The sequence below is a fragment of the Streptomyces cyaneofuscatus genome (genome assembly GCF_042718795.1).
Taxonomy (GTDB): domain Bacteria; phylum Actinomycetota; class Actinomycetes; order Streptomycetales; family Streptomycetaceae; genus Streptomyces; species Streptomyces cyaneofuscatus_A.
Genome location: NZ_JBHXOX010000018.1, coordinates 71,355 through 97,329, shown reverse-complemented (window position 1 = coordinate 97,329; position 25,975 = coordinate 71,355). Strand labels below are relative to the sequence as shown.

At 71.9% G+C, this 25,975-nt stretch carries 20 protein-coding genes; 8 read left to right on the top strand and 12 right to left on the bottom strand.

Annotation, left to right across the window (positions count from 1 at the left end; translation table 11 throughout):
* Positions 1 to 91: 91 nt before the first annotated feature.
* Together ACFWRT_RS21540 and ACFWRT_RS21535 are read right to left on the bottom strand one after the other, a co-directional pair.
* Positions 92 to 1,966: an MFS transporter gene (locus ACFWRT_RS21540; protein ID WP_380950292.1), complete on the bottom strand. Its 1,875-nt coding sequence runs from the start codon at positions 1,964 to 1,966 to the stop codon at positions 92 to 94.
* A gap of 170 nt (positions 1,967 to 2,136) precedes the next feature.
* Positions 2,137 to 4,737, bottom strand: a complete 2,601-nt coding sequence (locus tag ACFWRT_RS21535) for a serine hydrolase (RefSeq protein WP_380950293.1) — start codon at positions 4,735 to 4,737, stop codon at positions 2,137 to 2,139.
* 193 nt (positions 4,738 to 4,930) lie between these two features.
* Here ACFWRT_RS21535 and ACFWRT_RS21530 point away from each other — a divergent pair, with 193 nt between their 5' ends.
* From ACFWRT_RS21530 to ACFWRT_RS21520, 3 genes are all read left to right on the top strand, one after another.
* Positions 4,931 to 5,665 (top strand): GOLPH3/VPS74 family protein, encoded by a 735-nt coding sequence (locus ACFWRT_RS21530; protein WP_380950294.1) that lies wholly within the window; start codon positions 4,931 to 4,933, stop codon positions 5,663 to 5,665.
* 293 nt (positions 5,666 to 5,958) lie between these two features.
* Positions 5,959 to 6,816: a helix-turn-helix domain-containing protein gene (locus ACFWRT_RS21525; protein WP_380950295.1), complete on the top strand. Its 858-nt coding sequence runs from the start codon at positions 5,959 to 5,961 to the stop codon at positions 6,814 to 6,816.
* Between the two features lie 200 nt (positions 6,817 to 7,016).
* Positions 7,017 to 7,223 carry a DUF397 domain-containing protein gene (locus ACFWRT_RS21520; protein ID WP_380950296.1) on the top strand — a complete coding sequence of 69 codons (207 nt, stop codon included), beginning with the start codon at positions 7,017 to 7,019 and terminating at the stop codon, positions 7,221 to 7,223.
* A 172-nt stretch (positions 7,224 to 7,395) separates the two neighbouring features.
* Here ACFWRT_RS21520 and ACFWRT_RS21515 read toward each other — a convergent pair whose 3' ends face one another.
* Positions 7,396 to 8,244, bottom strand: coding sequence for a hypothetical protein (locus ACFWRT_RS21515; RefSeq protein WP_380950297.1), 849 nt, complete (start codon positions 8,242 to 8,244; stop codon positions 7,396 to 7,398).
* A 123-nt stretch (positions 8,245 to 8,367) separates the two neighbouring features.
* On the opposite strand from ACFWRT_RS21515, the gene ACFWRT_RS21510 reads away from it, so the two are divergent.
* The gene (locus ACFWRT_RS21510; RefSeq protein WP_380950381.1) at positions 8,368 to 9,150 is read left to right on the top strand and encodes an SDR family oxidoreductase; all 783 of its coding nucleotides are present in this window, start codon (positions 8,368 to 8,370) and stop codon (positions 9,148 to 9,150) included.
* 31 nt (positions 9,151 to 9,181) lie between these two features.
* Here the strand turns inward: ACFWRT_RS21510 and ACFWRT_RS21505 are convergent, their stop codons facing one another.
* The 3 genes from ACFWRT_RS21505 to ACFWRT_RS21495 all read right to left on the bottom strand — a co-directional run bounded on the left by ACFWRT_RS21505 (position 9,182) and on the right by ACFWRT_RS21495 (position 13,261).
* A complete protein-coding gene (locus ACFWRT_RS21505; RefSeq protein ID WP_380950298.1) occupies positions 9,182 to 10,297 on the bottom strand; it encodes an ADP-ribosylglycohydrolase family protein in 1,116 nt (371 codons plus the stop codon).
* Positions 10,298 to 10,566: 269 nt separating this feature from the next.
* Entirely contained in the window at positions 10,567 to 12,951 is a 2,385-nt protein-coding gene (locus ACFWRT_RS21500; protein ID WP_380950299.1) for a tetratricopeptide repeat protein, read from the bottom strand.
* 13 nt (positions 12,952 to 12,964) lie between these two features.
* Complete coding sequence (locus ACFWRT_RS21495) at positions 12,965 to 13,261, bottom strand: sulfatase (protein WP_380950300.1); 297 nt, start codon at positions 13,259 to 13,261, stop codon at positions 12,965 to 12,967.
* A gap of 172 nt (positions 13,262 to 13,433) precedes the next feature.
* Here ACFWRT_RS21495 and ACFWRT_RS21490 point away from each other — a divergent pair, with 172 nt between their 5' ends.
* Together ACFWRT_RS21490 and ACFWRT_RS21485 are read left to right on the top strand one after the other, a co-directional pair.
* Positions 13,434 to 14,084 (top strand): DUF5753 domain-containing protein, encoded by a 651-nt coding sequence (locus ACFWRT_RS21490; RefSeq protein WP_380950301.1) that lies wholly within the window; start codon positions 13,434 to 13,436, stop codon positions 14,082 to 14,084.
* Positions 14,081 to 14,281 carry a DUF397 domain-containing protein gene (locus ACFWRT_RS21485; protein WP_380950302.1) on the top strand — a complete coding sequence of 67 codons (201 nt, stop codon included), beginning with the start codon at positions 14,081 to 14,083 and terminating at the stop codon, positions 14,279 to 14,281. Before ACFWRT_RS21490 ends, ACFWRT_RS21485 begins: the two co-directional genes overlap by 4 nt.
* 634 nt (positions 14,282 to 14,915) lie before the next feature.
* Here ACFWRT_RS21485 and ACFWRT_RS21480 read toward each other — a convergent pair.
* The 3 genes from ACFWRT_RS21480 to ACFWRT_RS21470 form a co-directional block, all read right to left on the bottom strand.
* Positions 14,916 to 15,125 carry a helix-turn-helix domain-containing protein gene (locus ACFWRT_RS21480; protein ID WP_380950303.1) on the bottom strand — a complete coding sequence of 70 codons (210 nt, stop codon included), beginning with the start codon at positions 15,123 to 15,125 and terminating at the stop codon, positions 14,916 to 14,918.
* Positions 15,125 to 15,622, bottom strand: a complete 498-nt coding sequence (locus ACFWRT_RS21475) for a DUF2975 domain-containing protein (protein WP_380950304.1) — start codon at positions 15,620 to 15,622, stop codon at positions 15,125 to 15,127. The genes ACFWRT_RS21480 and ACFWRT_RS21475 overlap by 1 nt, the downstream gene beginning before the upstream one ends.
* 86 nt (positions 15,623 to 15,708) lie before the next feature.
* Positions 15,709 to 16,629: an NAD(P)-dependent oxidoreductase gene (locus ACFWRT_RS21470; RefSeq protein WP_380950305.1), complete on the bottom strand. Its 921-nt coding sequence runs from the start codon at positions 16,627 to 16,629 to the stop codon at positions 15,709 to 15,711.
* 153 nt (positions 16,630 to 16,782) lie between these two features.
* On the opposite strand from ACFWRT_RS21470, the gene ACFWRT_RS21465 reads away from it, so the two are divergent.
* A complete protein-coding gene (locus tag ACFWRT_RS21465) occupies positions 16,783 to 17,760 on the top strand; it encodes a GlxA family transcriptional regulator (RefSeq protein WP_463288375.1) in 978 nt (325 codons plus the stop codon).
* A 16-nt stretch (positions 17,761 to 17,776) separates the two neighbouring features.
* On the opposite strand, the gene ACFWRT_RS21460 is transcribed toward ACFWRT_RS21465, so the two are convergent.
* Complete coding sequence (locus ACFWRT_RS21460) at positions 17,777 to 18,583, bottom strand: NPP1 family protein (protein WP_380950307.1); 807 nt, start codon at positions 18,581 to 18,583, stop codon at positions 17,777 to 17,779.
* A gap of 190 nt (positions 18,584 to 18,773) precedes the next feature.
* Positions 18,774 to 21,362, bottom strand: a complete 2,589-nt coding sequence (locus tag ACFWRT_RS21455; RefSeq protein WP_380950308.1) for a bifunctional FO biosynthesis protein CofGH — start codon at positions 21,360 to 21,362, stop codon at positions 18,774 to 18,776.
* Positions 21,363 to 21,511: 149 nt separating this feature from the next.
* Here ACFWRT_RS21455 and ACFWRT_RS21450 point away from each other — a divergent pair, with 149 nt between their 5' ends.
* Entirely contained in the window at positions 21,512 to 22,225 is a 714-nt protein-coding gene (locus ACFWRT_RS21450) for an HAD family hydrolase (protein WP_380950382.1), read from the top strand.
* Positions 22,226 to 22,294: 69 nt separating this feature from the next.
* Here the strand turns inward: ACFWRT_RS21450 and ACFWRT_RS21445 are convergent, their stop codons facing one another.
* The gene (locus tag ACFWRT_RS21445; protein ID WP_380950309.1) at positions 22,295 to 25,768 is read right to left on the bottom strand and encodes a hypothetical protein; all 3,474 of its coding nucleotides are present in this window, start codon (positions 25,766 to 25,768) and stop codon (positions 22,295 to 22,297) included.
* Positions 25,769 to 25,975: the final 207 nt, after the last annotated feature.

Below are 25,975 nucleotides of genomic sequence, written 5' to 3'. Positions count from 1 at the left end.
ATGGCCCGTACAGCGATCGGTTCAAGGCCTGGTGCGGGGCCCCGTACAGCCGTCGATTCCGCAACGACCTTGCACAAGAGCCCTGTTCAGCTCAGCTGAGCTCTTCCGGACACGGTGTCCCCGGCTGCAACTGGTACGGCGCCGCCAGCCGGTACACCCCCGGCTTCGGCGCGAGCAGTTCGGTCCACTCGTCGCCGTACGGGCCCTCGTCCACGATCTTGTTCAGGCAGCCGTGGAGGTTGTCGAAGGTCTTGGGGGCCGTCTCGTCCTCCTGCGTCCGCAGCTTGGACTCCTCGGTCTCCTGGGGCCGCTCCACCCCCTTGCCCTGCTCGTCGACGACCGCGAGCCAGCGCGAGTGCGGGATCCGGATCAGCACCCGGCCCGCCGACTCGACCCGGATCGTCAGCTCGTTCGCCCCCGCCTTCTCCACCGTCGCGGGCGGATCGGCGAGCGGGGTCGGCTCCAGGACCCGGTAGAGCTTCCAGTTCTCGTCGCTCCAGATCTCGCGGAGGTAGGAGAGCCCCTGCCCGACCAGCTCCGTCTCCCGCTGGGCCCCGTTGTCCGGCCGGCCGGTGGGCAGCACCACGTAGTGCACCGCCCAGCGGTCCAGCCACTGCCGGTAGTTGACCGCGTCCAGGGTGTCGTCGTAGAAGAGCGGGTTGCGCTTCATGTCGGCCTGCCGGTTCCAGCCGCGCGCCAGGTTGTACGTGGCCAGCGCCGAGGCCTCCCGGTGGCTGCTCGCGGGGACCACCTCGACCCGGCCCCGCTCCGCCCCGACCTGCTGGAGCTGGTTGACCAGGGGGGCCAGCGAACGGGCCCAGGAGGCGTCGGGCGTGGTGCGGACGATGTCGTCGACGCCCTTGAAGCCGATCCAGAAGTTGAGCCCGGCGAACGCCAGCACCAGCGCGTACCAGCGGCGGCTGCGCGGCACCGTGTACGGCAGGGCGGCGAGCAGCACGATCCCGGCGAACAGCATCGCCATACGGGTCACGTTCGACCCGATCTGCGAGTCGACGAAGTACGTGAGCACCGTGCCGAAGCCGTAGACCGCGGCGGCCGTGCGGACGGTGGACCAGTCGCGCGGTACGAGGACGAAGACCAGCACCGAGAAGAGGAACGGCAGCGACACCGTCCCCAAGGACATCGGCTGCGTCCCGGAGAACGGGAAGAGGAGCGAGGACAGCGCCACCACGGCGACCGGCGCGAGCCCGATCGCGTACGCGCCGGGGCGCCGCTTGTGGAGGAAGAGCGCGGCCGCGACCACCCCGAGGAAGAGCCCGGCGACCGGGCTGGAGGCGGTCGCGAGACCGGCGAGCGGGGCGGCGACGGCCGCCTTGGCCCACCGCTTGTACCGCCAGCGGTGGGGCCAGCAGAAGACGGCGGCGACGGCACCGACGGCGAACATCATGCCGAGCCCGAACGTCACCCGCCCCGACAGCGCGTTGCACAGGTAGGCGAAGACCCCGGCGAGCGAGCAGGCCAGCGGATTGCGCACGGCCCGCACCCGGACCAGGATCAGCGCGGTCAGCGCCGCCGAGACCGTGCCGACGATCATCATCGTGGAGCGGACGCCGAGTACCGACATCAGATACGGCGAGACCACGCTGTACGAGACGGGGTGCATGCCCCCGTACCAGGCCAGGTTGTACGCCGTGCCCGGGTGCCGGCCCACGAACTCGGCCCAGGCGTCCTGCGCCGCGATGTCGCCGCCGCTGTTGGCGAAGAAGAGGAACCACAGGACGTGGGTGACGGCCGCGGCCGCCGTGGCGATCGTGACGGGGTGGCGCAGCAGCCGCCGGGCCGGGGTGGTGGACGGCTCAGGAGCGGCCTGCGGCTCGGGGGCGGACGGCGGCTCCGGCGCACGGGGCGAGGGCACCAGGACGCGCGGAGCGGCGCTGCCGCCGTCCGCGATCTTTCCGGTGCTGCTGTCCGCCTCGCGGCCGGGTCTCGGCTCCGCGGTGGTCACTACGGCTCTCCCCGTCCTCCGGCGGCCCCGTACGCCTTACAGGACGCGTTCCGACGCCCTTCAGTTGTCCGGGGACGCTAACACGTACCTCCGACACATTCTCCTGACATGGGGCGGGGTGAGCGACACCGCTCACCCCGCCCCTCGACCGTGTCCGAACCGCTGTGTGCTCAGCCGATCCTGGTCAGCTTGTCACCGAAGGCCGGCTCGGTCAGGTCGCCCTGCAGCACCACCGGTGCCGTGACCTTTCCGGTGCCCGTGCCCACGGTCACCATGCCCACCTCGCTGCCCGCCTTCGCGGAGTGCCCGATGCCCTTGCCGTTGTCGGTGACCTTGAGCTCGACCTCCAGGCCGGGCCAGCCGACCGCCTTGAGGTTCTTCGTCGCTATCACCGGGGTCTGTGCGCCGAATCCGTTGTCCACATATCCGACCACGTCACCCTTCTTCACCACCGTGGCGGAGGTAGGGGCCTTCTGCGCGTCCTTGATCAGCTTCAGGCTGTTGGCCAGGGACAGCTCCAGGCTGTCGTGGACCCCGCCGGTACCGGCCTGCTGGCCCATCACCGCGCCGTAGATCCACAGCGTCTTGCCGTCGACCACGGTGTTCGCGGACCAGAGGAGGTTGCCGCCCGCAGGGGTGGAGGAACCGGTCTTGATACCGCTCACGCCGGGCTGCAGGAGCAGCGTGTTGTTGTTGTAGATCTTGCCGGGCATGCCCTCGATCTCGATATCGGGCATGTCCACGATCTTCCGGAACACCTCGCTCCGCATGACCGCCTGGGCCAGCTTCAACTGGTCGGTCGCGGTGGAGACGGTGGTCTTCTTCAGGCCGCTCGGGTCCGTGTACGTCGAGTCGGTCATCCCGAGGTCCTTGGCCGCGTCGTTCATCTTGTCGACGAACTTGTCCTCGCTCCCGGAGTCCCAGCGGGCGAGCAGCCGCGCGGCGTTGTTCCCCGAGGGGATCATCAGCAGTTGGAGCAACTGGAGCTGGCTGAGCTTCTGGCCGTTGGTCAGCTGGGCCACCGACTCGTCCTCGTTCTTGGACTCGTCCTCCGCCTGCTGGTCGGCGGTGATCGTCTCGCCCACCTCGTCACCCTTGAGCGGGCGCTCCTGGAGGATCACGTAGGCGGTCATGACCTTGGCGACGCTGGCGATGGGCGCAGGCTTCTGCGCCCCCTCGGAGCCGAGCGACCCGACGCCGTCCACCATCACGGCCGACTGCCCCTGGCCGGGCCAGGACAGCTTGGTCTCGCCGCCCTCGAAGGTGTACGTCGGCTTCGCCGTGAGCTCCAGGGCGGGCTCCGGCAGCGGGCGCATCACCTGCACGATCGCAAAGACGATCAGCAGGAGGAGGACCAGCGGGGTCCAGATCTTGACCCGCCGCACCGCCGTACGGACCGGGGTCTCGGCCGGCGGCGGGGTGTTCGTCAGCTCGGCGAGCAGGTCGAGCGGCGGCTTGGGCGGCAGCGGCTGCTGCCGGGTCCGCTCGGCCGCCGCCCAGGACGGGGCGGCGGGAGTGGGCGACGTGGGGGCCGCGGTCGGGGTGGCCGGAGCCGGGGTCGCCGAGCCGGAGTCCGGCTTGCCCGTCGGCGCCTCGGTCTCGGGGGTCTCCGGCGCCCGGGGCGCGGGGGCGGGTCGCACGTCGTCGGAGCGCAGGGGTACGAAGGTGCTCGTCCGCTCGGCGGCGCTCTCGGGCTCGCGGGCCTTGTCGCCGGCGGCCTTCAGCTCCTCGCGTTCCTGCGGCGAGAGCTTCAGCGCGGTCGTCGGCTGGTCGACCCTCTTGGCGGGCGCGACCGCCTTGAAGACGGCCGTGGGCTGATCGATTCCTCGCAGGTCGGAGCCGGTGGCGGCGGAGCCGGTGGCGATGGCAGTGTCAACGTCGGCGTCGGGAGCGGGGCCGTCGTCGGACGTGGCGTCGGACGTGGCGTCGGACGTGGCGTCGGACGTGGACTCGGCCGCAGATTCCGTCTGCTCGGCTTCAGCCGCGGTCGCGGTCTTCGCCCCGGCCTCCTGCTTCTCAGCAGGCTCGGGCTTCTCAGCAGGCTTGAGCTCGGCTTCAGTTTCAGCTTCGGCGCCGGGGTCAGCATCAGTGTCAGCAGCGGGCTCGGCGTCAGCGTCAGGCTCGCTGTCGGCATCCGCGCCGGCGGCAGCATCCGCGGCCGACTCGACCTTCGCCTCGCCCTCCGCCTCGCCCTTCGCGGAGTCTTCCGCCTCGCCGTTCGCCTTCTCGTCCGCCTTGCCCTCGCCCTCGGCTGCCGCATCGACCCACGCGGCCACCGCCGCGCGCAGCCGTACGTCACCGGACTCCGGCTCGCTCACAGCCACGTCGGACGTGCCGTCGGACGTGCCGTCCGCGTCGCCCTCAGGGGCCTCCGTGGCCGCATCAGAGCCTGCGGAGCCCTCAGGGCCCTCGTCGGAGCCCTCTGCGGGACTCCGGGGCGTTACAGCGCCCTCAGGAGCCTTCGCGGGCTCCTCCTCGCCGGAAGCGTCGCCGGAAGCGGGCTCCTCGGGGCCGGATGTGGACGCCTCCGGCGTACGCCCGGCCTCGTCCTCCGGGAGACGGGGACGGAAGACAGCCGTAGCCGTGTCCGACATCACCCGGTCCGACGCCACGCCCTCCGGCGTCGCCTCGTCGGCAGCCGCATCCTCAGCCACGTCCGCAGCCACGTCCGCACCGGGTTCGCGGAACACCGCGAAGCGCGGATCACGTTCCTCCGCAGCCGTCCCCGACGACTTCCGCTGCTCCGTTTTGTCGGGGGACTCGCCCGCCACCGATGCCTCCTCATGCGCCGCGGGGCCATCCCCGCGCTGTCCGAACCATCTACCAGTGTCCTGTGTGAACCCCTGGCCGAGCTGCTAGACGAGAACGACATACCTACCGGTTCCCATACAAAGCAGTCAGGCGCTCTCGACAGATGAATGTGAGAGGGGTCACCCTGTCAGACATCCACGCGGGGAGGCATGGATGGGCAGGAGCCGCAGAACAATCCCGGAGGAGCTTCTGTTGCTCGCTCTGGACCCGGCCACGGGTACCACAGCGCAGCCGCAGTCGCTCGACCTCGGCCTGGCCGGGGCACAGCTAGTGGAGCTGGCTCTGGCAGGACGGATAGCCCCTGACGGGGATCGTATCGCCGTGGTGATGCCACGGCCGACAGGAGATCCGACACTGGACTCCGCACTGGAGCTGCTGCGCCGTCGTGGCAGCCCGGTCCGGGCGGTCCACTGGATCGGCGGGCCCCGGCTGGGGCTGCGCCAGATCTATCTCGCCCATCTGGAGCGGTGCGGCATGGTTCATGCCGTGGCGGGCCAGATGTGCGGAGTGCTGCCGACGACTCGCTACCAGGCGACGGAGACAGCGATCAGCCGGGACATCAGAGCCCGGCTGGACAGTGCGATCCGCACCGGCGTACCGCCGGACCCGCGGACCGCGGCGCTCGCCGCACTGGCCCACGCGGTCGGACTCGGCAAGCACCTGTACCCCGGGAACGAGGGGCGTTCATCGCGCTCCCGGCTCCGGGACCTGATCAGGCACGACCCCATGGGCGGCCTCGTGGCGCACGCCGTGATGGACGTCCAGAACGGAGTGGCCGTCCAGCCGCGCCGTACGCAGCAGGCAGCGGGCGTTCCGTTGCAGCCGCAAGCACAGGCACGCCGGGACAGCATGGCGCACACCGCCGCGAGCTGCCCCGGAGCCGTCTGAATCAGGACCCGCGCAGAGGACCGCGCGGACAATCGCACACCGCCGTACCGCCGTCCCAGGACCCGGTCCGGGAGCCGCACCACGCACGGGGCAGCCGGTTTCGACCGGCTGCCCCGTGCGCTTGCGCGCCGTAGCGCACGCCCTGCCGCGCGCCGGTGCGTGCTCCGGTGCGCGGCCCGGGGCTTATACCGCACGCACCTGCGTGTGGCCGTTTCCCAGCGCGGCCGGGGCACGGGGTGGCAATCTGCTGAGCAGTAGATACGCACAGCTACATAGCCGGAGGTGCACTTTCCGTGCCGTCCAACGTCAATCCCACAGTCAGGCGACGCAGGTTGGGCCAGGAACTGCGCCGCCTGCGCGAACTCAAAGGCATGACGGCCGAGGAGGTGGCGGAGCGCCTGCTCGTCTCGCAGTCGAAGATCAGCCGCCTGGAGAACGGCCGCCGCTCCATCAGCCAGCGCGACGTGCGCGACCTCTGCGGGGTGTACGAGGTCGAGGACGTCCGCATCGTCGACTCGCTCATGCAGATGGCCAAGGACTCGCGCCAGCAGGGCTGGTGGCACGCCTTCGGCGACATCCCGTACAGCGTCTACATCGGTCTGGAGACGGACGCGGAGTCCCTGCGGGTGTACGAGCCCCAGATGGTTCCGGGCCTGCTCCAGACCCGGGCCTACGCGGAGGCGCTGATCAGCGGCGCGCTCCCCGAGGCGCCGCCGTCGGACATCGAGAAGCGCGTCAACGTACGCTCCCGGCGCCAGGACCGGGTCAACGCGCCGGAGAACCCGCTGCGGCTGTGGGCCGTGATCGACGAGTCGGCGCTGCGCCGGCGGGTCGGTGACAACCAGGTGATGATCGAACAACTGGAGCACCTCGTCGAGCAGTCGCACCTGCCGCATGTGACCGTGCAGGTGCTGCCGTTCGACATGGGGGCGCACCCCGGGATCAACGGGCAGTACGCGATCCTGGAGTTCCCCGACGCGGCGGACTCCAGCGTCGTCTACATCGAGGGCGTCACGAGCGACCTCTACCTGGAGAAGGCGAACGACGTGCAGCGCTACAGCGTGATGTACGAACACCTGCGGGCGCAGGCTCTGAACGTGGAGCAGACGCGGGAGTTCATCACCAAGATCGCCAAGTCGTACACCAGCTGAATCAGGACACCCCTCAGAGCGCCGAGTGAGCGGCGGCGGCACCCTACACCGCCGCCGACTCACAGCGTAAGAGTTCCTAGCAGAATGACACCCGGTCGAGTGAACGGCCATCTCATGGACGGGGCTTGGCGAGTAGCGTCGATCACGCCAACCGGAATCAGGTTGGTGCGACTCACCCAACTCTCTGAACCGGAGTGAACATGGCAATTCTTCAGGGTGCTACGGACATGTGGACGAAGTCGTCGTACTCCGGGGGCAACGGCGCGTGCGTCGAGGTCAAGTCCCCGGTCGCTCTGTCCATCGCCGTGCGTGACTCGAAGGCCCCCGAGGGCCCCTCGCTCAACTTCGTCCCCGGTGCGTGGAACGCGTTCGTGCGCGATGTCGCCACGGGCCCGATCGACGCCTGACGACCGCGCAGCAGGCCGCAGCACAGCACTACCTGCACCACAGCACTACCTGCACCACCGTACTGCCTGCACGACAGCACCACCTGATGGAGCCCTCTCGACCGGTTCGCCGTCCTGGCCGAGGGGGCTCGGCACGCCCGGCGGCCCCCACCCCAACCCCAGCCGACGGCCGTCACCTCAACCGATCGACGTACCGATCGGTCCCCGGCACGGTCGGGATGAACGGCGCGACCAGTTCGACCCGCCCCAGCCCCGTCTCCGCGACCGCCGCGTCGAGCCCCGTGAACCGTTCCTCCCAGCAGGTACGGGGGTCCTCCTGAAGGAACCACAGCAGCGTCAGCCGGGTCTCCACCCCCTCGACCTGCTTCACGTACCGCATCCGGTCACCGGGCAGGGGCGTCGGCCGGAAGACGGTCACCATGGCCGCGGGCGACCCGCTCAGCCGCTTCGGCAGATGCCGCGACCTCAGCCACTCCAGCAACTCGGCCCGCTGCTCGGGCCCTTCGGCGTCCACCACCTGGAGCACGAGCCCCGCGTACGGGTGGTCGAGCGCGTGGAAGTCCCGGGGCCCGGCGGCACCGTCGCGGTAGACCGTGGCCTCGTGGTCCTGGAAGGCCGTGAGGACGTGGGTACGGTCCTGGTAGACCCGGCCGTCCCGGTTGAGCCGCTTGTTGATGGCGACGGTCCACTTCATGTGCTCGTCGTAGCGGCCCTCGGTCACCCAGTACGTCGACAGGTAGCACCCCGTCCCCACCGGCCGGGCGACCGCCGACTCCTCCGGATAGCGCAGCTCCTGGAGGTCCTTGGTGGCCACCCAGCGGCGTCCGGCGAACATCCACGGCATGGCGGTGGCGCCCGCGTAGTAGTGGTCGTCCTCGTACCAGCGGTTGTAGGCGTACTCATGGCCCGGATGCGGCTCGACCATCGTGATCAGCGCGTGCCCCGGGCGCACCCCGTACGGCCCCACCGCCGCCAGCTCGGCATAGCGCCCGGTCCGTTTCCCGTCGTCGTCGTCCACCATCTCTCCCTGCCTCCCTCCCCCTCGCCCTTCCCTCTCCCCTTCCATCGGGGCCCGCCACCACCTACTCTGACGCTTCGTCAGATAAACTTCCAGGGCCGGGAGGCACCGATGTCGCAGGCGCCGATGTTGCTCGCGGGGAAGACCGTCATCGTGTCCGGCGTCGGCGCGGGGCTCGGTCACCGGGTCGCGGAGACCGTCGTACGGGACGGAGGCCGCGCGGTGCTCGGGGCGCGTACGGCGGCGCATCTGGCGAAGGTCGCGGCGGAGATCGACCCTGAGGGCCGGCACACCGCCCATCTGCCGACCGACATCACCGACGAGGCACAGTGCGAGGCGCTGGCGGCCCTGGCGGTCGAGCGGTTCGGCGGGATCGACGCGGTGGTCCATGTGGCCGCCTGGGACAGCTACTTCGGCGGGCTCCAGGACGCGGACTTCGCCACCTGGCAGGCGGTGCTCGACGTGAACCTGCTCGGTACGCTGCGGATGACCCGGGCCTGCCTGCCCGCCCTCAAGGAGCGCGGCGGCTCGGTGGTGGTGATCGGCACCCAGTCCGCGGTGGCCGCGCCCTCCCAGGTGTGGCAGGCGGCTTACGCGGCGTCCAAGGGGGCGCTCACCTCCGCGATGTACTCCCTGGCAAGGGAGTTGGGGCCGCACCGGATCCGGGTCAACACCGTGCTGCCGGGGTGGATGTGGGGGCCGCCGGTGCAGGCGTACGTCCAGTTCACCGCCGACACCGAAGGCGTACCGGAGTCCGAGGTGCTGGCCCGGCTCACCGAGCGGATGGCCCTGCCGGAGCTGGCCACGGACGGGGATGTGGCGGAGGCCGTCGCCTTCCTGGCCTCCGACCGGGCGCGGGCGATCACCGGCCAGTCCCTGCTGGTCAACGCCGGTGAGCTGATGCGCTGACGCACGCACCCACAGGCCCGGCCCCGGCCCCTCAGCCGCGCGGGTAGCGGGCCAGCCACCCCGGGGCGGCGGCGGTCGGGCTGTGCAGCGCCGGGCCCTGGGTCATCTCCATCGCGAAGTCGTCGGCCAGTTCGAGGAGCGTGGGGCGCCCCTCCAGCTCCGCGAGCCAGGCCGGCGGCAGCGCGGTCTCACCGTGCTGCACGCCGAGCAGCGCCCCGCAGACGGACCCGGTGGCGCGGGACGGCCCGCCGTGGTTCACGGCCAGCCGCAGCCCGTGCCGTACGTCCTCACTGACCAGGGCGCAGTACACGGCGACGGCGAGCACCTCCTCGGCGGCGTCGCTCGCGCCCAGCGCCTCGATGAGGGCGGGGCCGGGGATGCCCTGCCGCACCGACCCGAGGGCCTGCTGGAGGGCCTCGGTCACCGGCTCATGGCCCGGGCGCTCGGCGAGCAGCGCCATCGTGTGCTGCACGGAGCCGTCCAGGCTCTCGCCGCGCGCCAGAGCGTGCACGAGTACGGCGAAGGCTCCGGCGGCGAGCTGGGCGGCGGGCTGCCCGTGGGTGTGGGCCGCGCACTCGACGGCGAGCTGGAGCACGAGCTGCGGCTCCCACCCCACGAGCAGCCCGAACGGCGCGGACCGGGTCAGCGCGCCCGCGTCCCGGGCGGCCGGGTTCTTGGGTCGCTCCAGCGTCCCCATGACGGTGTCGCCGAAGCCGCCAAGGCACTCCCGACTGGGCCCGCGGCGGGCGTAGAGCCACTCCTCCGCGGCCAGCCACCCGTTGTCCTTGCGCCGCTCGTCGGGCCCCCAGTCGTGCTGGGTCGCGGCCCAGCGCAGGTGGGCCCGGTGCACATCGGTGGGCGGGTGCCAGGCGCCGGTGTCACGGCGGACCTGGGCGCGGATCAGCCCGTCCACGGTGAAGAGGGTGAGCTGGGTGAGGGCGGTGACGGCCCCGCGTCTGCCGTGCGCGGGAACGTAGTCGGTGACCCCTTCGGCCCCGTGCGCCTCCCGGATCTCCTCCAGCGCGAGCCCGCTGACCCCGGCCCCGAGCGCGTCCCCGACGGCCCCGCCGAGCAGCGCCCCGCGCACCCGGCTGCGGAAGTCCTGCTGCTCGGCCCGTCCCCAGACCGCCGTGGTCCCTGTGCTCACCCCGCCCCCTCCCCGTCACCACGTGCTCGTCGGCGCGGCGCTCTGCGGGCGACCGCGCAAGCACTGTAATCGAACGGGAACGGGCGGTAGAGGGGGCGACCTGGGTACGTACGGGTATGTCGACGGACGTCCCGCAGGTCGCTTTTGGGCCGGCCGGCCGGTGGGGCGGACGGGCGGGCGGGGCGATCACCGCCGGCCGGCCGGGGGCGCGGCATCCCGGAGCCGGAGCGGAAGCCGGTGCCGGAGCCGGCAAAAGATCTCCGCCCCGGTCACCCCAGCCGCTCCCGCTGTGCCCGGGCCCAGCCGTACTCCGGGTCCAGCGCCAACGCCCGGTCCAGGTCCGCGCGCGCCTCCGTGAGGCGGCCCAGGGCCTCCAGCGCCAGGGCCCGGCTGCCGTGGGCCCAGGCGTAGCCCGGGTCCATCGCGATGGCCCGGTCGTAGCAGGCCACGGCCTCCTCGTGCCGCCCGGTCGCCCGGTACACCTCGCCCCGCTCCCCCTCCGTTCCCGGGAGCCCGGGGGCGAGCTCCTCGGCCCGGTCCAGATCGGCGAGGGCCCCCACCCGGTCGCCCAGGACGGTGCGGACCCGGGCTCGCCGGACCAGCGCCCAGGCGTACTCCGGCCACAGCGAGACCGCCCGGTCGAAGTCGTCGAGCGCCTCCTCGTGCCGGCCCAGCCCATGGCGGACCAGGCCCCGGCTGCCCAGCGGCACCGCGTCGGACGGGTCCAGCGCGTGCGCCCGGTCCAGGACGGTGAGGGCCTCCTCCAGGCGGCCCATCCGCCGGTACGTCTCACCTCGCTCGCGCACCGCCCAGGCCCAGGCGGGCGCGATCTCCTCGGCCCGGTCCAGGTCGGCGAGCGCCTCCTCGTACCGCCCGAGCGCCCGCAGGATCACCGCCCGCCCCTGGTGGGCGTGTTCGCTGCGCGGGTCCACGGCGATCGCCCGCCCGTGGTCGGAGAGCGCGGCGTCCAGCTCCCCGGCCCGGAAACGGTCCCAGGCCCGCGCCACCAGCGCGGCCGCCCGGTCCGTGTCGGTCAGCTCGGCCCGGGTCAGCAGGAGCCCGAGGGCGGCGGTGGGGCGCGGGGCGTGGTCCGTTATGGCGGCGAGCAGGTCCCGGCCCCACTCCCGCAGTACGGCGTTGTCGGTGTCCTCGCCCGCCTCCGCGAGGGTCCGTGCCCAGTAGCGGGCGCGGGACGGCCGCTGGGAGCAGAGCGCGATCCCGGCGCGCAGGGCCTCGGGCAGCGCGGTACGGGGGCGGGCGCACAGCTGGTGGTATTGCACTTCCAGGGCCGCCCGGCGCCAGGGCTGCTCGGCCCAGAGCCGTTCCGGGTCGATCCCCTCGGCGGCCGCGTCCCGGCGGGCCGCGAAGGCCTCGGCCAGCCGGTCGTGCGCCGCCTTCCAGCGCCGCGGCGACCCGGTGCGCTGGAGGCGGAGCATGGGGGCCCGGACGACGGCGTGGTAGCGGGAGTGGCCGGAGTGCCGCTCGGCGACGAACGGCAGCTCGTGCAGCCAGTCGTAGAGTCCGGGAACGGCGTACGACCCGCCCTCCGGTACGCCGACGGCCACGGCGACCAGGTCCTCGTCGAACCGGCGGGGCAGCGCGCAGGCGAGCGCGGCCGCCCGGCGGGCCGGGTCGCTCTCGCCGGCCAGGAAGCGTTCGACGGCGGTCGCGTTCGCCTCGCCGGCCGCGCCGGGGTTGGCGGCGAGCGTCGACACCAGGACCGGCAGCCCGCCGGAGAGCCGCAGCACCTCCCGTACCACCGGCTCGTCCACCACCCCGCGCCCGTGCAGGAGTTGACGCGACTCGGCCTCGGTGAACGGCCCCAGCGGTACGTCGGCCACCAGGCGGCCCCGATCGCCCCAGTGCGCGGGATCCAGGCGCCGCTGCCCGGCCAGGGTGAGGACCAGGTTGGCGGGCAGCTCCCCGTACCGGCCGCGCAGCAGCAGGTCCGCCAGCCACCGGTCCAGCAGGGGCTCGGTGCGCTCGTACGTGTCCAGGAACAGCGCGACCCACGGCACCGCGTCCGCGACCCGCCCGAGCTCGGCGACGAACACCGGCGTCAGCGCCCGTAACGGCTCCGCCAGCAGCCGCGCCTCCTCCTGCTGCCGCGCCCGCCCCCCGAACACCGCCCACAGCCCGCCGGCGCCCCGCGCCACGACCGCCGGATCAATGCCGCCGGCGAGCGCCCCGACCACGGGTATCGCCCCGGCTGCGATCAGCCCGGCCTGCGCGGTGGCGAGAGCGGCGGGCGAGGGCCCGTCCCCGTCGGCCGCGAGCCGGCCGGCCACATCGTGGAGAGCACGCCGGTAGGTGGCCAGCATCCGGTCCAGCGCCCGCAGCGGATGCCCCTGCTCGGCGAACTGCCCCGCGACGGAGCCCAGAAGCTCCGGCACGGAGTCGGCCCCTTCGTCGACGGACGCGGTGAGCGCCCCGAACTCCCGTGCCGCCTGCTGCCATTCCCGTACGAGCGAGGTCTTGCCGACCCCGGCGTTGCCCCGCACATGAAAGACGAACCGATGCCGGGGATCCTCGGGCGGAACGGTGAAGTTCCCACGGAACAACTCAAGTTCGCCCTCCCGCCCGACGAACGCGGCACGCCGCTGCCCTTCGACGATCTGCTGGAGGGAGAGACGGCGGGGCGGGATCGCAGGCATGGGGTTCAGTCTGTCAGCGGACCCCGGGATCCGGCAGCCGCTCCCCCCGGCTGTGCGCGATGAGCAGCACGTCCCGCAAGGACAGCACGGCCTGCGTGAGCGCGAACCGCAGAGCGACCTCCCCGGCCACCTGGTCCGCCAGCACTTCCTGCGCCCCTTCAAGCACGACGTTGCCGCACTCGATCTGCTCCTCCTCCACCTTGTCGGCGAGGCGGGAGAACCGGCTGTTGGGGTTGCTGGTGCTCAGATAGCAGGGCTTGCCTTCGGGGGACCTCCAGGGGAGGAGGCGGAGCTGCGAGGTGTCGGTCATGTCGGCGTCCTTAGCGCGTGGGGGTCGCGTGACCCTGACGGGTGGTGATTACCGTTCGTGCCTCCATCGTCACGGCCGCCGCCCTACGCTCGGCAGAGGCACGCGATTGCCTGTGCACAGGACAACGGCAAGGGGTCGGGGATGACCGAAACGGCTGTCCAAGCTAGCGGTGATGGAGGACCTGGACCGGTTCTACAAGACGGGCGGGTTGCTGGTCGAGCTGTGGAAGGTGGCGCGGCGGGAGGTCTTCAAGGACAAGTACAAGGAGTTCATGCGGCTGGAGTTCGGGGCTCGCATCATGCACCTGTTCACGCTCGGCATTCCCGGACTGCTCCAGACCGAGGACGTGGCCCGCGCCCTGTTGTCCGGCGACCAGGAAACGGAGAGCGAAGCCGAGTCGGTCGAGGAGCAGGTCATAGCGCGACTGGGCCGTCAACAGCTCCTCTACCGCAACCCGGCCCCCACCGTCCGGATCATCATCGACGAGTACGGGCTACGGCGTCAGGTCGGCAGCGCGGAGGAATGGGAAGCGCAACTGGAGCACCTGATCGCGGTCGCGGAGCTGCCGATGGTCACGCTTCAGGTGCTGCCGTTCTCGGCCGGGGCGCACCACCTGATGGACGGCTCCCTTACGCTCCTGTGGCAGGAGGACGGGAGCGCCGTTGCCTATATGGAAGGCAACCAATGCTCCGAATTGCTGGAAGATCCGGAAGACGTCACGCGCGCCCGGCTGGCCTACGATCGGGCACGGGATCGGTCGCTGCCCCCGCCCGACTCCATCGCGTTCATCAGGGGCGTCCTGAAGGAGTTCAGAGGATCATGAAGCGCACGCTCGACCTCTCTACCGCCATGTGGCGCAAGTCCAGTTACAGCGACGGCGGCGCGAACAACTGCATCGAGGTGGCGGACGGCTACCCCGGCGTGGTCCCCGTACGCGACAGCAAGGCCCCCACCGGCCCCGCCCTCCTCGTCGCCGCCCCCGCCTGGGCGGCCTTCGTGGAGTTCGCGGCCGGGGGCTGAGCCCAACGGCGGACGCCCCAAGGGCCCGTGCCTCCGTCCTCTCCGGGCGAGGGTGCGGGCCCGGCGTGGCAGGCCGGGGCATCGTGACCTTATGCTCGCGAGCGGGATGGGGCTCGTAGCGCAGTGGTTGTCGCGCCTTCACCGCATGTGGGAGGACGCCGGTTCGAATCCGACCGGCCCCGTCCTGTCGTCTGCCGGGCGTCCCCGCACCTACTCAACCGCCCTCCTGAGTAAGGTCGGTACGAGGACGGGCTACGCATCACCGTCAGCCGCCCCGAGGCCCACGACGACGGCACCTACAGCCTCTCCGTGACGTACGAGAACGGCACCGACGAGCAGCTCCGCTTCGACCCCGCCTCGTACCCCGCACCCCTCGCCATCCGGGCCGGAGAGGCCGACGACGAAACCGCGCTCGGCCACGACGTCGGCTGGCTGAACCGCGCCACGTCGGAAGCCGCCCTCACGCCACCCCTCGGCAAGGGTGACGAGCGCGTGGCCCCGGTCCGCCTCAAGCCCCCCTCGAAGGGCATTCGGATCACGGTGGAGGTCACGGCCCCGAACGGCAACTACCGCGAAGCAGCCCACTTCCCACTTCCAGCTCACCCTGGACTGACCGCCGGGGCCGGTGCGGCGGTCACTCCTCGGGGACGTACCGCAGGACGTCCCCCGGCTGGCACTCCAGTACGCGGCAGATCGCCTCCAGCGTCGCGAACCGCACCGCCTTCGCCCGGCCGTTCTTCAGGACGGCGATGTTGGCGGGCGTGATCCCGACGGCGGCGGCGAACTCCCCGACTGACATGTGCCGTTCAGCGAGCAGCACGTCGATCTCCACCACGATCGGCATCAGATGACCTCGGCCAGCTCGGTCCGCATGTCCATCGCCTTGCCGAGCAGCGTGCGCATGATGACCATGAGCATGGAGAACGCCGCCCCCACCGCCACGCACGCCAGGGCGGCGAGCAGCGCACCCTCGACGTCCATGCCGTCGTCGGGCGACGGGATGGTGCCGAAGGTCAGGTGCACCGCCGCCGCGAGGGCGATCACCGTGGCCACCACCGCCGCGCCGATGATGGTGTCGACCCAACGGAACGCGGAGCGGGTGAAGATGGCGTCGCGCTCGACCATCGAGAGCAGCATCCAGATCGCGCCGAGGGCGACCTGGACGCAGGCGACGCCGAGGATCGACGCGACGACGTACGGCAGGGCGTACGGCTCGTACGGAGGGAAGAGGGCCGCCTCGTCGGCCGCGGTCGTCGGGATGATGACAGCCTGGGCGAAGAGACCGAAGAGGACCGCTGCCGCGATGCCGATACGGAGGATGGCGACGAGGAGACTGTGCATCTATCGAGTTTCGATCGATAGCTATCGAAAGTCAATAGCTTCGCCGCGCGCGAGGCCGTGCGGTCATGCGCTGGCCGTCCCCCTCCTCAGGACCTCTTCCTCAGGACCTCGATGACGCTCGCGTAACTGTCGGAGCCGTGACCCAGGTCCCGGGTGCGTTCCATGGTGGCCTTGAGGAGTTCGGGCAGGGCGTTGTCGATGCCCCGGGCCGCCGCGGCGTGCAGCAGGTGGTCGATGGCCGCGATCTGTACGTCGACGGTGGCGTCGTCGCCCGGGTAGTGGCCGGCGTCGACCTGGGCGGCGTAGGTGGCCAGGAAGCCGGTCACGGCGCCCAGCCAGCGGATGGAGACCGGGGTGAAGGCCGTGGCCTCGGTCTTCTCCGCCTTCCCCGTCTCGCCCGCCTTCTCCGTCTCGCCCGCCTTCTCCGCGCCGACCAGGGCCGTGCCGTGCAGCCAGCCCGTCATGGTGGACCACATCAGGCCCAGCAGGGCGGCGTCGTAGAGGGAGGCCAGGCCTGGCTCGGCGCCCAGGTGCAGGGGGTCGCCGAGGGCCGACAGGGTCGGGCGGTGGGTGGCGAAGACGGTCTGCGAACCGCTGTAGAGGAACATCGTCTCGGGGCTGCCGACGCCCGGCGGGGTAGTCATGATCGCGCCGTCGAGATAGTCGGCGGCGTGCGAGCGGGCCCACGCCTCGGCCTCCTGCGCCTGCTCCGGGGAGCCGGAGGTGAGGTTGACCAGGGACTTGCCCGCCAGGGAGCCCGCGACGGGGTCGAGGGTGGCGTGCAGCGCGTCGTAGTCCAGGACGCAGACGATGACCAGCGGGCTCGCCGCGACCGCCTCCTCGGGGGTCGCGGCCAGTCCGGCGCCCCGGTCGACCAGCGGCTGCGCCTTCCGCGCGGAACGGTTCCACACGGTGGTCGGGTGACCCCGCTCCAGCAGGGTGGCGGCCAGTGCCGACCCCATCTGCCCCAGCCCGATGACGGTGACGGCCGAACGCTCGGTGCCCATGCCTCAACTCCCGTACGTATGCCCACGCCTGGGCCGGTTGATCACGTACGCACCACGCTCGCAGCCGGGTACGGGCGGGAGAAGTGACAGCGGTGACGGTGACCACCAAATTCCTGCCATACGCTGAGGGGCATGAGTGCTGGTTCCGTCGCCGTGGTCGTGACCGAGGAGATGCACGTACCCTCCTGGGAGCTGTACGAACTGAGCATCCCCTGCACGGTGTTCGGGAAGCCGCAGCCCGACCTGGCGGAGCCGTGGTACGACCTGCGGCTCTGCGGCACGGGCGAGCCCGGCCAGGACCCCGACACTCCCGCCGGCGGGACGACCGGCCTGTCCCTGCACACCCGCCACGGCCTCGCCGACCTCGTCGGTGCCGACACGGTCATCGTGCCGTCGGTGCCCGACGCCTGCGTGAACGAGGGCCGGCCCCTGCCGCCGGAACTGATCACCGCCCTGCGCCGCGCCTACGACTCCGGCGCCCGCATCGTCTCCCTGTGCACGGGCGCCTTCGCCCTCGCCGAAGCGGGCATCCTCGACGGCCGCCGCGCCACCGCCCACTGGATGCACACGGCCCAACTGGCCGCCCGCTACCCGAAGGTGGAGGTCGACGACTCGGTGCTGTACGTGGACGATGGCGACGTCCTCACCAGCGCCGGGCTGACCGCCGGACTCGACCTCTGCCTCCACCTCGTACGCCGCGACCTCGGCGCCCACGTGGCCAACCAGTTGGCGCGCCGCATGGTGGTCCCGGCCCACCGCCCCGGCGGCCAGGCGCAGTTCATCGACCAGCCCGTGCCCGCCACCGACGACCGGGGCCTGGCGCCCGTCCTGGACTGGGCCCGGGAGCGCCTCGACGAGCCGCTGACGGTCGAGGACCTGGCCCGGCAGGCCGCGATGAGCCCGCGCACCCTCTACCGGCGGCTCCAGGCTGCCACCGGGGTGACCCCGCTGCAATGGCTGCTCAACCAGCGGCTGCGGCGCGCCCAGAGCCTGCTGGAATCGACGGACCTGCCGATCTCCAGGATCGGGGAGCTGAGCGGCCTCGGCACCGCGAACAACCTCCGCCACCACTTCCTCAAGCAGATCGGGGTGTCGCCGAGCGACTACCGGCGCGCCTTCCCCCTGGCGTGACGCCCCTCAGAGCTCGTCAGGCCCAGGGGTCGAAGGGGATGCCCGCGGGCTTGGAGTTGTTGAGGAGGTTGCGAAAGCGGTCGTCCTTGTCGGTGACCTTGATGGTCGCGGACCCGAAGTCGGCGTTCATGAGCTTGTCGCGCAGGGCGGTGCTGGGGAAGCCGTTCCAGTCGACGATCGGGGGGTAGCGCCAGGTGCCGTAGTGGTTCTCGGGCGGCTCGTCGTTGCTGTTGGCGAGGCGGAAGAAGTGGGTGCTCGGGCCGTCCTTGTGGTAGACGGCCTTGGGGTGCGACCCGTCGAAGCGCACCTGGGAGCGGGGGTAGGTCTTGACGGTGCTGTGCTGGGTGGTCGAGACGTAATCCACCTGGTTCGCCGCCTGGTTGACCCAGGAGACGACGTGCTCGAAGTCGTGGCGGTGGCCGCCGAGCCCGCTGCCGTGGACGGCCTGGTCCTTCTCGAAGTAGCTCGCGTAGACGATGCCGCACCAGCCGTTGTTGCACTTGGAGCGGGCGTACGTCTGGGAGTTGTCCAGGTCCCACTTGTCCCGGCAGCTCCCGTTGATCGCGCCGGACGTCTTGAGGCCGGGGGCGAGGGTGCCGTCCGGGCCGATGGCGGGGGTGGCGTAGCACCCGTCCCCGTCGTAGTCGAAGGCGGGCGAGAAGGTCTGCTCGTAGCCCCCGGCGTTCTGGGGAAGGTGTTGCGGCGGCTCGGCGTGCGCGGCGGTCGCGGTGCCGAGCACGAGGAGGCCGGCGGCGGCGAGGACGGTGGCGATGCGGGGGGCACGGCGGGTGACGGTCGACATCCCGGGCGGGGTGCGGCGCATGGTGTCTCACTCCTGACTCGGCAGAGCGATACGGCAGGGGCAGTCCCCGCAAGAGTTGCCCTGCTCATGACAGAAGGAAACGGAAGCGCGCCGAGCGGGACCCTGCTGGGCGGCGTAACCCTTCCGGGCAGCAGGCCCCTTCCAGGCAGCGGGCCCTTCCCGGCCGAGGGGCCCGCTGCCTGCCCTCAGCTCAGCCCGGCACCACCGGCAGCAGCTCCGGCAGGTGGCCGTCCGAGGCCGTGGCCGCCGCGACCCGTTCCGCCGGGACCTCGCCGTACAGGGTCGTGCGGGGGCGAGACGGGCGGCCCGCCAGGTCGGCGATGGCCTTCAGGTCCTGGATCGAGCGGTACGAGCCGTAACTCGACCCCGCCATACGGGAGATCGTCTCCTCCATCAGCGTGCCGCCCAGGTCGTTGGCGCCCGAGCGGAGCATCTCCGCCGCGCCCTCCGTGCCCAGCTTCACCCAGCTCGTCTGGATGTTGGTGATGTGCGGGTGCAGGAGGAGCCTCGCCATCGCCGTGACCGCCCGGTTGTCGCGGTCCGTCGGGCCGGGGCGGGCGATGCCGGCCAGGTAGACCGGGGCGTTGGTGTGGATGAAGGGGAGGGTGACGAACTCCGTCAAGCCTCCGGTCTCCTGCTGGAGTTGGGCCAGCGTACGGAAGTGGCCCAGCCAGTGGCGGGGCTGGTCCACGTGCCCGTACATCATCGTCGAGGACGAGCGCAGGCCCACCTCGTGCGCGGTCCTGATGACCTCCAGCCAGGTGGCCGTGGGCAGTTTGCCCTTGGTCAGGACCCAGCGGACCTCGTCGTCCAGGATCTCCGCCGCCGTACCGGGGATCGAGTCGAGTCCCGCTTCCTTGGCGGCCGTCAGCCAGTCGCGGATCGACATGCCGGTGCGGGTCGCCCCGTTGACGACCTCCATGGGCGAGAACGCATGGACGTGCATCCCGGGCACGCGCTCCTTCACCGCCCGCGCGATGTCGAAGTACGCCGTGCCGGGCAGGTCCGGGTGGATGCCGCCCTGCATGCAGACCTCGACCGCGCCCACGTCCCACGCCTGCGCCGCCCGGTCCGCGACCTGGTCCAGGGAGAGCGTGTACGCGTCGGCGTCCGTGCGGCGCTGGGCGAAGGCGCAGAAGCGGCAGCCGGTGTAGCAGACGTTGGTGAAGTTGATGTTCCGCGTGACGATGTACGTGACCTCGTCGCCGACCACGTCACGCCGCAGCGCGTCCGCGATCCGGCACAGCTCGTCCAGCGCCGGGCCGTCCGCGTGGAGCAGGGCGAGGGCCTGGTCGTCGGTGAGCTTCGTCGGGTCGTCGGCGGCCTGGCTCAGCGCCTGGCGTACGTCGGCGTCGATCCGGGACGGGACCATGCCGGGCGCCGCCGCCTCCCGGAGCGCCTCCCAGTCCCCGTACACCTCGTCGAAGTCGTTGCGGCGGTCGCCGGTGCGGCCCTCGGTGTCGATGGTGGCGTGCAGGTCGGTGCGGCCGGAGGAGGTGAACCCCTCGTCCGGCTCCTGCCAGGGCAGGCCGACGGGGAGGGCGTCCTCGCGGGCCAGGCCCGTCTCCGGGTCGGCCAGGGCGCGGACGTGCGGGAGGAGGCGGGGGTCGAGCCAGGGCTCGCCGCGCTGGATGAACTCCGGGTAGATGGTGAGGCGTTCGCGGAGCGTGAAGCCTGACTCGGCCGTGCGCGAAGCCAGTTCGTCGATGTGCGGCCAGGGGCGTTCCGGGTTGACGTGGTCGGGGGTGAGCGGCGAGACCCCGCCCCAGTCGTCGATGCCCGCGCCGATGAGGAGCGCGTACTCGGCGTCCGCCAGGTTCGGCGGCGCCTGGATGCGGGCCGAGGGGCCGAGGATGTGCCGGGCCACCGCGATGGCGGCGGCCAGCTCCTCCAGCTCCGCGTCGGGCATCCCGCGCATCGCCGTGTCCGGCTTGGCGCGGAAGTTCTGCACGATGACTTCCTGGATGCCGTGGTAGGCGCGGGCCGTCTTGCGCAGCTCGAAGAGGGAGTCGGCGCGCTCCTCGTACGACTCGCCGATGCCGATCAGGATGCCGGTGGTAAAGGGGACGTTGGAGCGCCCCGCGTCTTGGAGGACCCGCAACCGTACGGCGGGCTCCTTGTCCGGGGAGCCGTGGTGCGGGCCGCCCGGCTCGGACCACAGGCGGGTCGCCGTCGTCTCCAGCATCATCCCCATGGAGGGCGCCACGGGCTTCAGCCGCTGGAGGTCGGTCCACGTCATGACGCCCGGGTTGAGGTGGGGCAGCAGGCCCGTCTCCTCCAGGACCCGGATCGCCATCGCCCGTACGTACGCGAGGGTGTCGTCGTACCCCTCCGCCTCCAGCCACTCCCGCGCCTCGGGCCAGCGGTCCTCGGGGCGGTCGCCGAGGGTGAACAGCGCTTCCTTGCACCCCATCGCCGCGCCGTCGCGGGCGATCTTCAGCACCTCGTCGGGCGAGAGGAACATGCCGTGGCCCGCGCGGCGGAGCTTGCCGGGGACGGTGACGAAGGTGCAGTAGTGGCACCTGTCACGGCAGAGGCGGGTGAGCGGGATGAAGACCTTGCGCGAGTACGTGATCACGCCCGGCCGGCCGGCCGCCGCCAGGCCCGCGTCCCGGACCCGGGCGGCGGACGCCGCGAGGTCCGTCAGATCGTCGCCGCGCGCCTGGAGCAGGACGGCGGCCTCGGTGACGTCGAGGGCGACACCGTCCCGGGCGCGTTTGAGCGCGCGCCGCATGGCGTTGGAGGTCGGGCGTCCGCTCTGAGGATCAGGATCGGTCATGAACCGAGCATACGAGCGAGGTGCGTGCGCCGGACCAGGGCCCGGGGCCTCGTTGCGCAGGCCGTGGGGTGCTCCTGGTCACTCGTGCGGGCCGACTCACCCGATGAGCGCCCTGCCACGGCATCCTCACGCCTAGTGTCGGCACGATGATGGAAACGATCGTCCTCGGCATCGGCGAAACCCTCGTACGCGACGACCGCCACTGGGCCTCCTGGGCCAACTGGCTCGGCGTGCCCGCGCACACGCTCAGCGCGCTGGTGGGCGCGTCCGTCGCCCAGGGCCGCGACGCGACGGACGCGCTGCGGGTGCTGCGGCCGGACATGGACGTCGACGAGGCGTACCTCGCCCGGGCCGCCGCCGGGCGCGGGGAGCACCTCGACGAGTCGGACCTCTACCCGGACGTGCGGCCGGCGCTCGCGGAGCTGCGGGCGGCGGGGGTGCGGGTGGTCGTGGCGGGGAACGGGACGGTGCGGGCCGGGGAGTTGCTGCGGGCGCTGGACCTGCCGGCGGATCTGGTGGTGACCTCGGGCGAGTGGGGCGTACGGAAGCCGGACCCGGCGTTCTTCGCGCGGGTGGTGGAGGTGGCGGAGGCGGAGCCGTCGGCGACGCTGTACGTGGGCGATCATCCGGCGGACGACCTGTTTCCCGCCGCCGCGGCGGGGTTGCGGACGGCGCATCTGCGGCGGGGGGCGTACGGGCACTGGTGGGCGGAGCATCCGGATGTGGTGGGGGTGGCGGACTTCCGGGTCAACGCGTTGACGGAGCTGGTGGGGCTCCCCTCGGTCCGTCCGGCGTTCGAGGACGGAAGCGGGGCGGAGGGGGGCGGCCGACCTGCGAGGGTCCCCTACCTCAGGGGCCTCTGAGCGCCGGGCCCACCCCAGCAAGGGTTCCGTCCTCAAACGCCGGACGGGCTTGAGGGGTGGGCCCGGGGCTCAGCGGGCTACCGTCTTGGTTGCCGTGCTCGTCGACGCGCCGCTCGCGTGGCCCGTGCGGTGGGCCGTGACCTTCACCGTGATCTTCTTCCCCCGCTGCGCCGCCTTCAGCGTCAGCTTCGAGCCCGTCGCCTTCGCGATCGCCTTGCCGTTCGCGTACCACTGGTAGCTGTACGACGTGGGCGCCGGCGTCCACTTGCCCTTGCCGGCGGTGAGCTTCGCGCCCACCTTCGCCTTGCCCGAGACCACCGGCTTCACCGACGCCTTCGGTGCGTCACCCTTCGCGACCTTGACCGCCGCGCTGGTCGCACTGCCACTGGTGTGGCCGGTCAGCGCCGCCGTGACGGTGACCGTCACCGTCTTGCCGAGCAGCTTCGCCGGGACGGTGTACGTGGCGGCGGTCGCGCCGACGATCGCCGTACCGTTCGCCTTCCACTGGTACGCGTACGAGGTCGGCTTCGGCGCCCACGTGCCCTTGCCCGCCGTGAGCTCGGCGCCCACCTTCGCCTTGCCCGAGACCACCGGCTTCACCGACGCCTTCGGTGCGTCGCCCTTGGCGACCGTGACCGCCGCCGACGTGCTCTGGCCGTCCAGGTGCCCACTGCGGCGGGCGGTGACGGTGACCGTGATCTTCTTGGCGAGCAGCTTCGCCGGGACGGTGTACGTGGCACCCGTCGCGCCCGCGATCGCCGTACCGTCCGCCTTCCACTGGTACGCGTACGAGGACGGCGCCGCCGACCAGGACCCGGTGCCCGCCGTCAGCTTCGCGCCGACCTTCGCCGAACCGCTGATCACCGGGGGCTTGGTGCTCGCCAGCCGGGCGGCGGTGACCGTGAACGGACTCCGCTGTTGCTCCCAGCCGTTGTGGGTCAAGACGCTGAGGGACCAGGTGCCCGTGGGGACGCCGGTCAGGTCGAGGGCCGCCGTGAACGTCCTGCGGTCGGGGGAGACGACGGTGTCCTTCGACTCGATCTGCCGGCCGTTGGCGTAGAGGCGGACGTAGTCCTCCTCGTGCAGGGCCGTGCCCGTCACCTTGACCGTGACCTTGCTGCCGGACGCGCCGGTCTCCGGGCTCACCGTGCCGACGGTGAGCTGTTCGGGGCCGCAGCGGAAGAAGGTGCAGACGGCCTTGGCCTGGTACGAGGTCTTCGACGCGGTCTCCGGCAGGGAGAGGACCAGGGTGCTCGGCGTGACCTGCTTCGTGGAGGGCTCTTCCACGGCGCACTGGTAGCCGCTGGGGATGAACCTCATGCAGCCGTTGCCGAGGCTCGCGTCGTACAGCGCGGGCACGGCGGTCTCCTCGGCGCCCGTCGTGTCGCTGATCTTCATGTCGAAGCGGTCGCGGTAGGCGGTGGGCAGCACCGCGCAGAAGGTGCTGCGGGCCTCGTCGAGCGTGCCGGTGACGGGGCCGTATCCGTAACTGACGTTCGGGACCCGTACGCAGCCCTCGGCGGGGCCGGTCGCGGTGGCGATGCGTACGGCGTCGAAGCGGTGGTCGGGGGCGGCCTTCAGCCTGCTCGGTACGGTGACCAGGACCTGGTAGTGGGTGGAGCCGGTGACCGCGCAGGACTGGTTGGAGTGGCACAGGGCGGTGCCGTCCGCGCCGAAGGGCAGGATGTTCGCCGTGCCCAGGGCGTCGCGGACGTTGAGGTGCAGGGTGTCCTCGGCGTCGGCCGTGGTCACCTGGCGGCACCGCACGTCGCCCGGAGCGCCGGTGGGGCCGCCCGAGGACGGGCCGCCGACCTTGGTGGCGGGGTTCGGTGTGCAGCCCTTGGCCGTGGCGGTGACGTCCCGGCGGGTCAGGGAGTACGTGGCGGTGGTGTCCCGGCCGGTGACGAGCACCGTGTGGGCGACTCCGGGGGCCAGATCGCAGCCTGTCCAGGTGTTGAGCGAGGCGTAGACGGAGCAGACCTGCTTGCCGGTCCTGTCCAGCACGGAGAACCCGGCCATGGCCGTCGTACCGGGTGCCGCCTTGAGCTGGAGAAACTCCGCCGCGCTGTGCGCGTCGGCCGGGATGCTGAAGCACTGCGAGAAGACACCGCCGCCGGTGGTGATCCGGGCCGACGCGCTCTGCTCGGTGAAGTCGCCGGCCGGGAGGGCCGGGCAGCCGCTCGCGGCGTCGGTGCGGTGCAGCACGATGGCGCAGGGGCCGGTCGCGGGGTCGGCGTCGTCGGTGGAGACCTGGAGCCGGAACGGCGCGGTGCCGGTCAGCGCGCAGGTGCCGTCGGAGAGGGCGCCGCGGTCACACACGTAGGCGCCCCGGGCGTCGAACAGCGTCAGATCGGGGCGCGGTTCGGACCCGGAGAGCGGCGTCAGCGCGGCCAGCCGGGATCCGGCGGGAAGGGGCAGCTGTACGCAGTCGATCTCACCGGCCGAGGCGAAGGTGGACCGGTACAGGCCGAGCTGGGCACTCTCGCAGCCGGCGGTCGAGGCGCGGTCGAGGATCAGCGTGGCGTCGTCGGTGTGGACCGTGTAGTCACCGGCTGCGGGGAGTTCGCAGCCGTTCCAGGGGGAGCAGACCGTCCTGCCCGCGCGGTCGTAGACCTTGAGCCCCGTACGGGAGGAGTCGACGCCGTACACCTCGTACACGCCCGCGTGCGGGGCGGTGAAGGTCTTGCAGCCGGTCGCCGGGGTCACCTCGGTGGGCGCGGAGTTGTAGGTGTTGAGGGGGACGTGGGTGCAGCCGACCGGGTCGGAGAGCCGGCGGACCTTCAGCGTGTACTCGGCGGGGAAGCCGTCTTCCGCCTCACTGACGTTGGTCAGCACGCGGTAGGGGCCGTCACCGGGGAGTACGCAGCCCTCGTTGTCGTCCTCGTTGAAGTGCGGGCAGATCCGGGCGCCGGTCTCGTCGGTGATCCAGGAGGTGCCGTCGCCGTACCGGGTGGTCGTGATGTCGTCGGTGTACCGCTTGCCCGGCTCCGCCTCCAGCCGCGCGCACTGCACGGCCGTGGGGCCGGCGGCCAGGGCGACGAGGGGCGGGCTGGTCCAGTCGGTGGAGGCCTGTGCCGTGCAGCCCTCGTCCGTGGCGAGCGGGGTGAGGGCGAAGGTGACGGTGCTGGTGCCCCAGCGGTTCTCCAGCCGCAGCGTGAACTCGCCGGTGCGCTCCAGGCGGCACCAGCCGGCGCCCCACTCCGGGTCGTAGCAGTCGACCTGCTCCTCGCCGTCGTGGACGGTCAGGTAGACGTCGCCGGTTCCGGTGCCGGACTTCAGGAGCCGGTGCATGCCGGGCTGCTCGACCGTGAAGGTGTAGCAGGCCGTTCCCTCGGCGGGGAGGGTGAGCGTGTTCCCCTCCGGGGCGGCCTCGCCGAACGCGGAGAGCGGGAAGGTCGGGCAGTCCTCGGTGGCGGCCGGCGGGGCCGGGGGGTTCGCCTGGGCCGTGCCCATGGGGGCCAGGAGGGCGAGCAGGACGGTGAGCGCGAGCAGCAGCGCGGTGTACGCCGCGGATCTCGCGGTCGTACAGAGGTGGCGTGGCATGGGTCCGTTCCCCCCGGAGCGGTGAGTTGTGAGCGCCGTGTGAAGGGGCGCACGTGATGATCGCACAAGGTGTGCGGCCGGGGGCATGTCAATTCTCGGGCCGCCCGGTCAGCCCGTCCGGCGTTTGAGAACGGACCCGTGGCCGTGGGGGGCTGGGCACCTGCGAGGGTCTCGCGCACGAGGAGCCGGAGAGCAGCGCCGGGCCCA

Bases quoted from the DNA above. Each gene is read 5' to 3' on its own strand.
- ACFWRT_RS21530 (WP_380950294.1), top strand. From the start codon at position 4,931: ATGGGCAGGAGCCGCAGAACAATCCCGGAGGAGCTTCTGTTGCTCGCT.
- ACFWRT_RS21520 (WP_380950296.1), top strand. From the start codon at position 7,017: ATGGCAATTCTTCAGGGTGCTACGGACATGTGGACGAAGTCGTCGTAC.
- ACFWRT_RS21515 (WP_380950297.1), bottom strand. From the start codon at position 8,244: ATGGTGGACGACGACGACGGGAAACGGACCGGGCGCTATGCCGAGCTG.
- ACFWRT_RS21510 (WP_380950381.1), top strand. From the start codon at position 8,368: ATGTTGCTCGCGGGGAAGACCGTCATCGTGTCCGGCGTCGGCGCGGGG.
- ACFWRT_RS21500 (WP_380950299.1), bottom strand. From the start codon at position 12,951: ATGCCTGCGATCCCGCCCCGCCGTCTCTCCCTCCAGCAGATCGTCGAA.
- ACFWRT_RS21495 (WP_380950300.1), bottom strand. From the start codon at position 13,261: ATGACCGACACCTCGCAGCTCCGCCTCCTCCCCTGGAGGTCCCCCGAA.
- ACFWRT_RS21490 (WP_380950301.1), top strand. From the start codon at position 13,434: ATGGAGGACCTGGACCGGTTCTACAAGACGGGCGGGTTGCTGGTCGAG.
- ACFWRT_RS21485 (WP_380950302.1), top strand. From the start codon at position 14,081: ATGAAGCGCACGCTCGACCTCTCTACCGCCATGTGGCGCAAGTCCAGT.
- ACFWRT_RS21480 (WP_380950303.1), bottom strand. From the start codon at position 15,125: ATGCCGATCGTGGTGGAGATCGACGTGCTGCTCGCTGAACGGCACATG.
- ACFWRT_RS21475 (WP_380950304.1), bottom strand. From the start codon at position 15,622: ATGCACAGTCTCCTCGTCGCCATCCTCCGTATCGGCATCGCGGCAGCG.
- ACFWRT_RS21470 (WP_380950305.1), bottom strand. From the start codon at position 16,629: ATGGGCACCGAGCGTTCGGCCGTCACCGTCATCGGGCTGGGGCAGATG.
- ACFWRT_RS21460 (WP_380950307.1), bottom strand. From the start codon at position 18,583: ATGCGCCGCACCCCGCCCGGGATGTCGACCGTCACCCGCCGTGCCCCC.
- ACFWRT_RS21455 (WP_380950308.1), bottom strand. From the start codon at position 21,362: ATGACCGATCCTGATCCTCAGAGCGGACGCCCGACCTCCAACGCCATG.
- ACFWRT_RS21450 (WP_380950382.1), top strand. From the start codon at position 21,512: ATGGAAACGATCGTCCTCGGCATCGGCGAAACCCTCGTACGCGACGAC.
- ACFWRT_RS21445 (WP_380950309.1), bottom strand. From the start codon at position 25,768: ATGCCACGCCACCTCTGTACGACCGCGAGATCCGCGGCGTACACCGCG.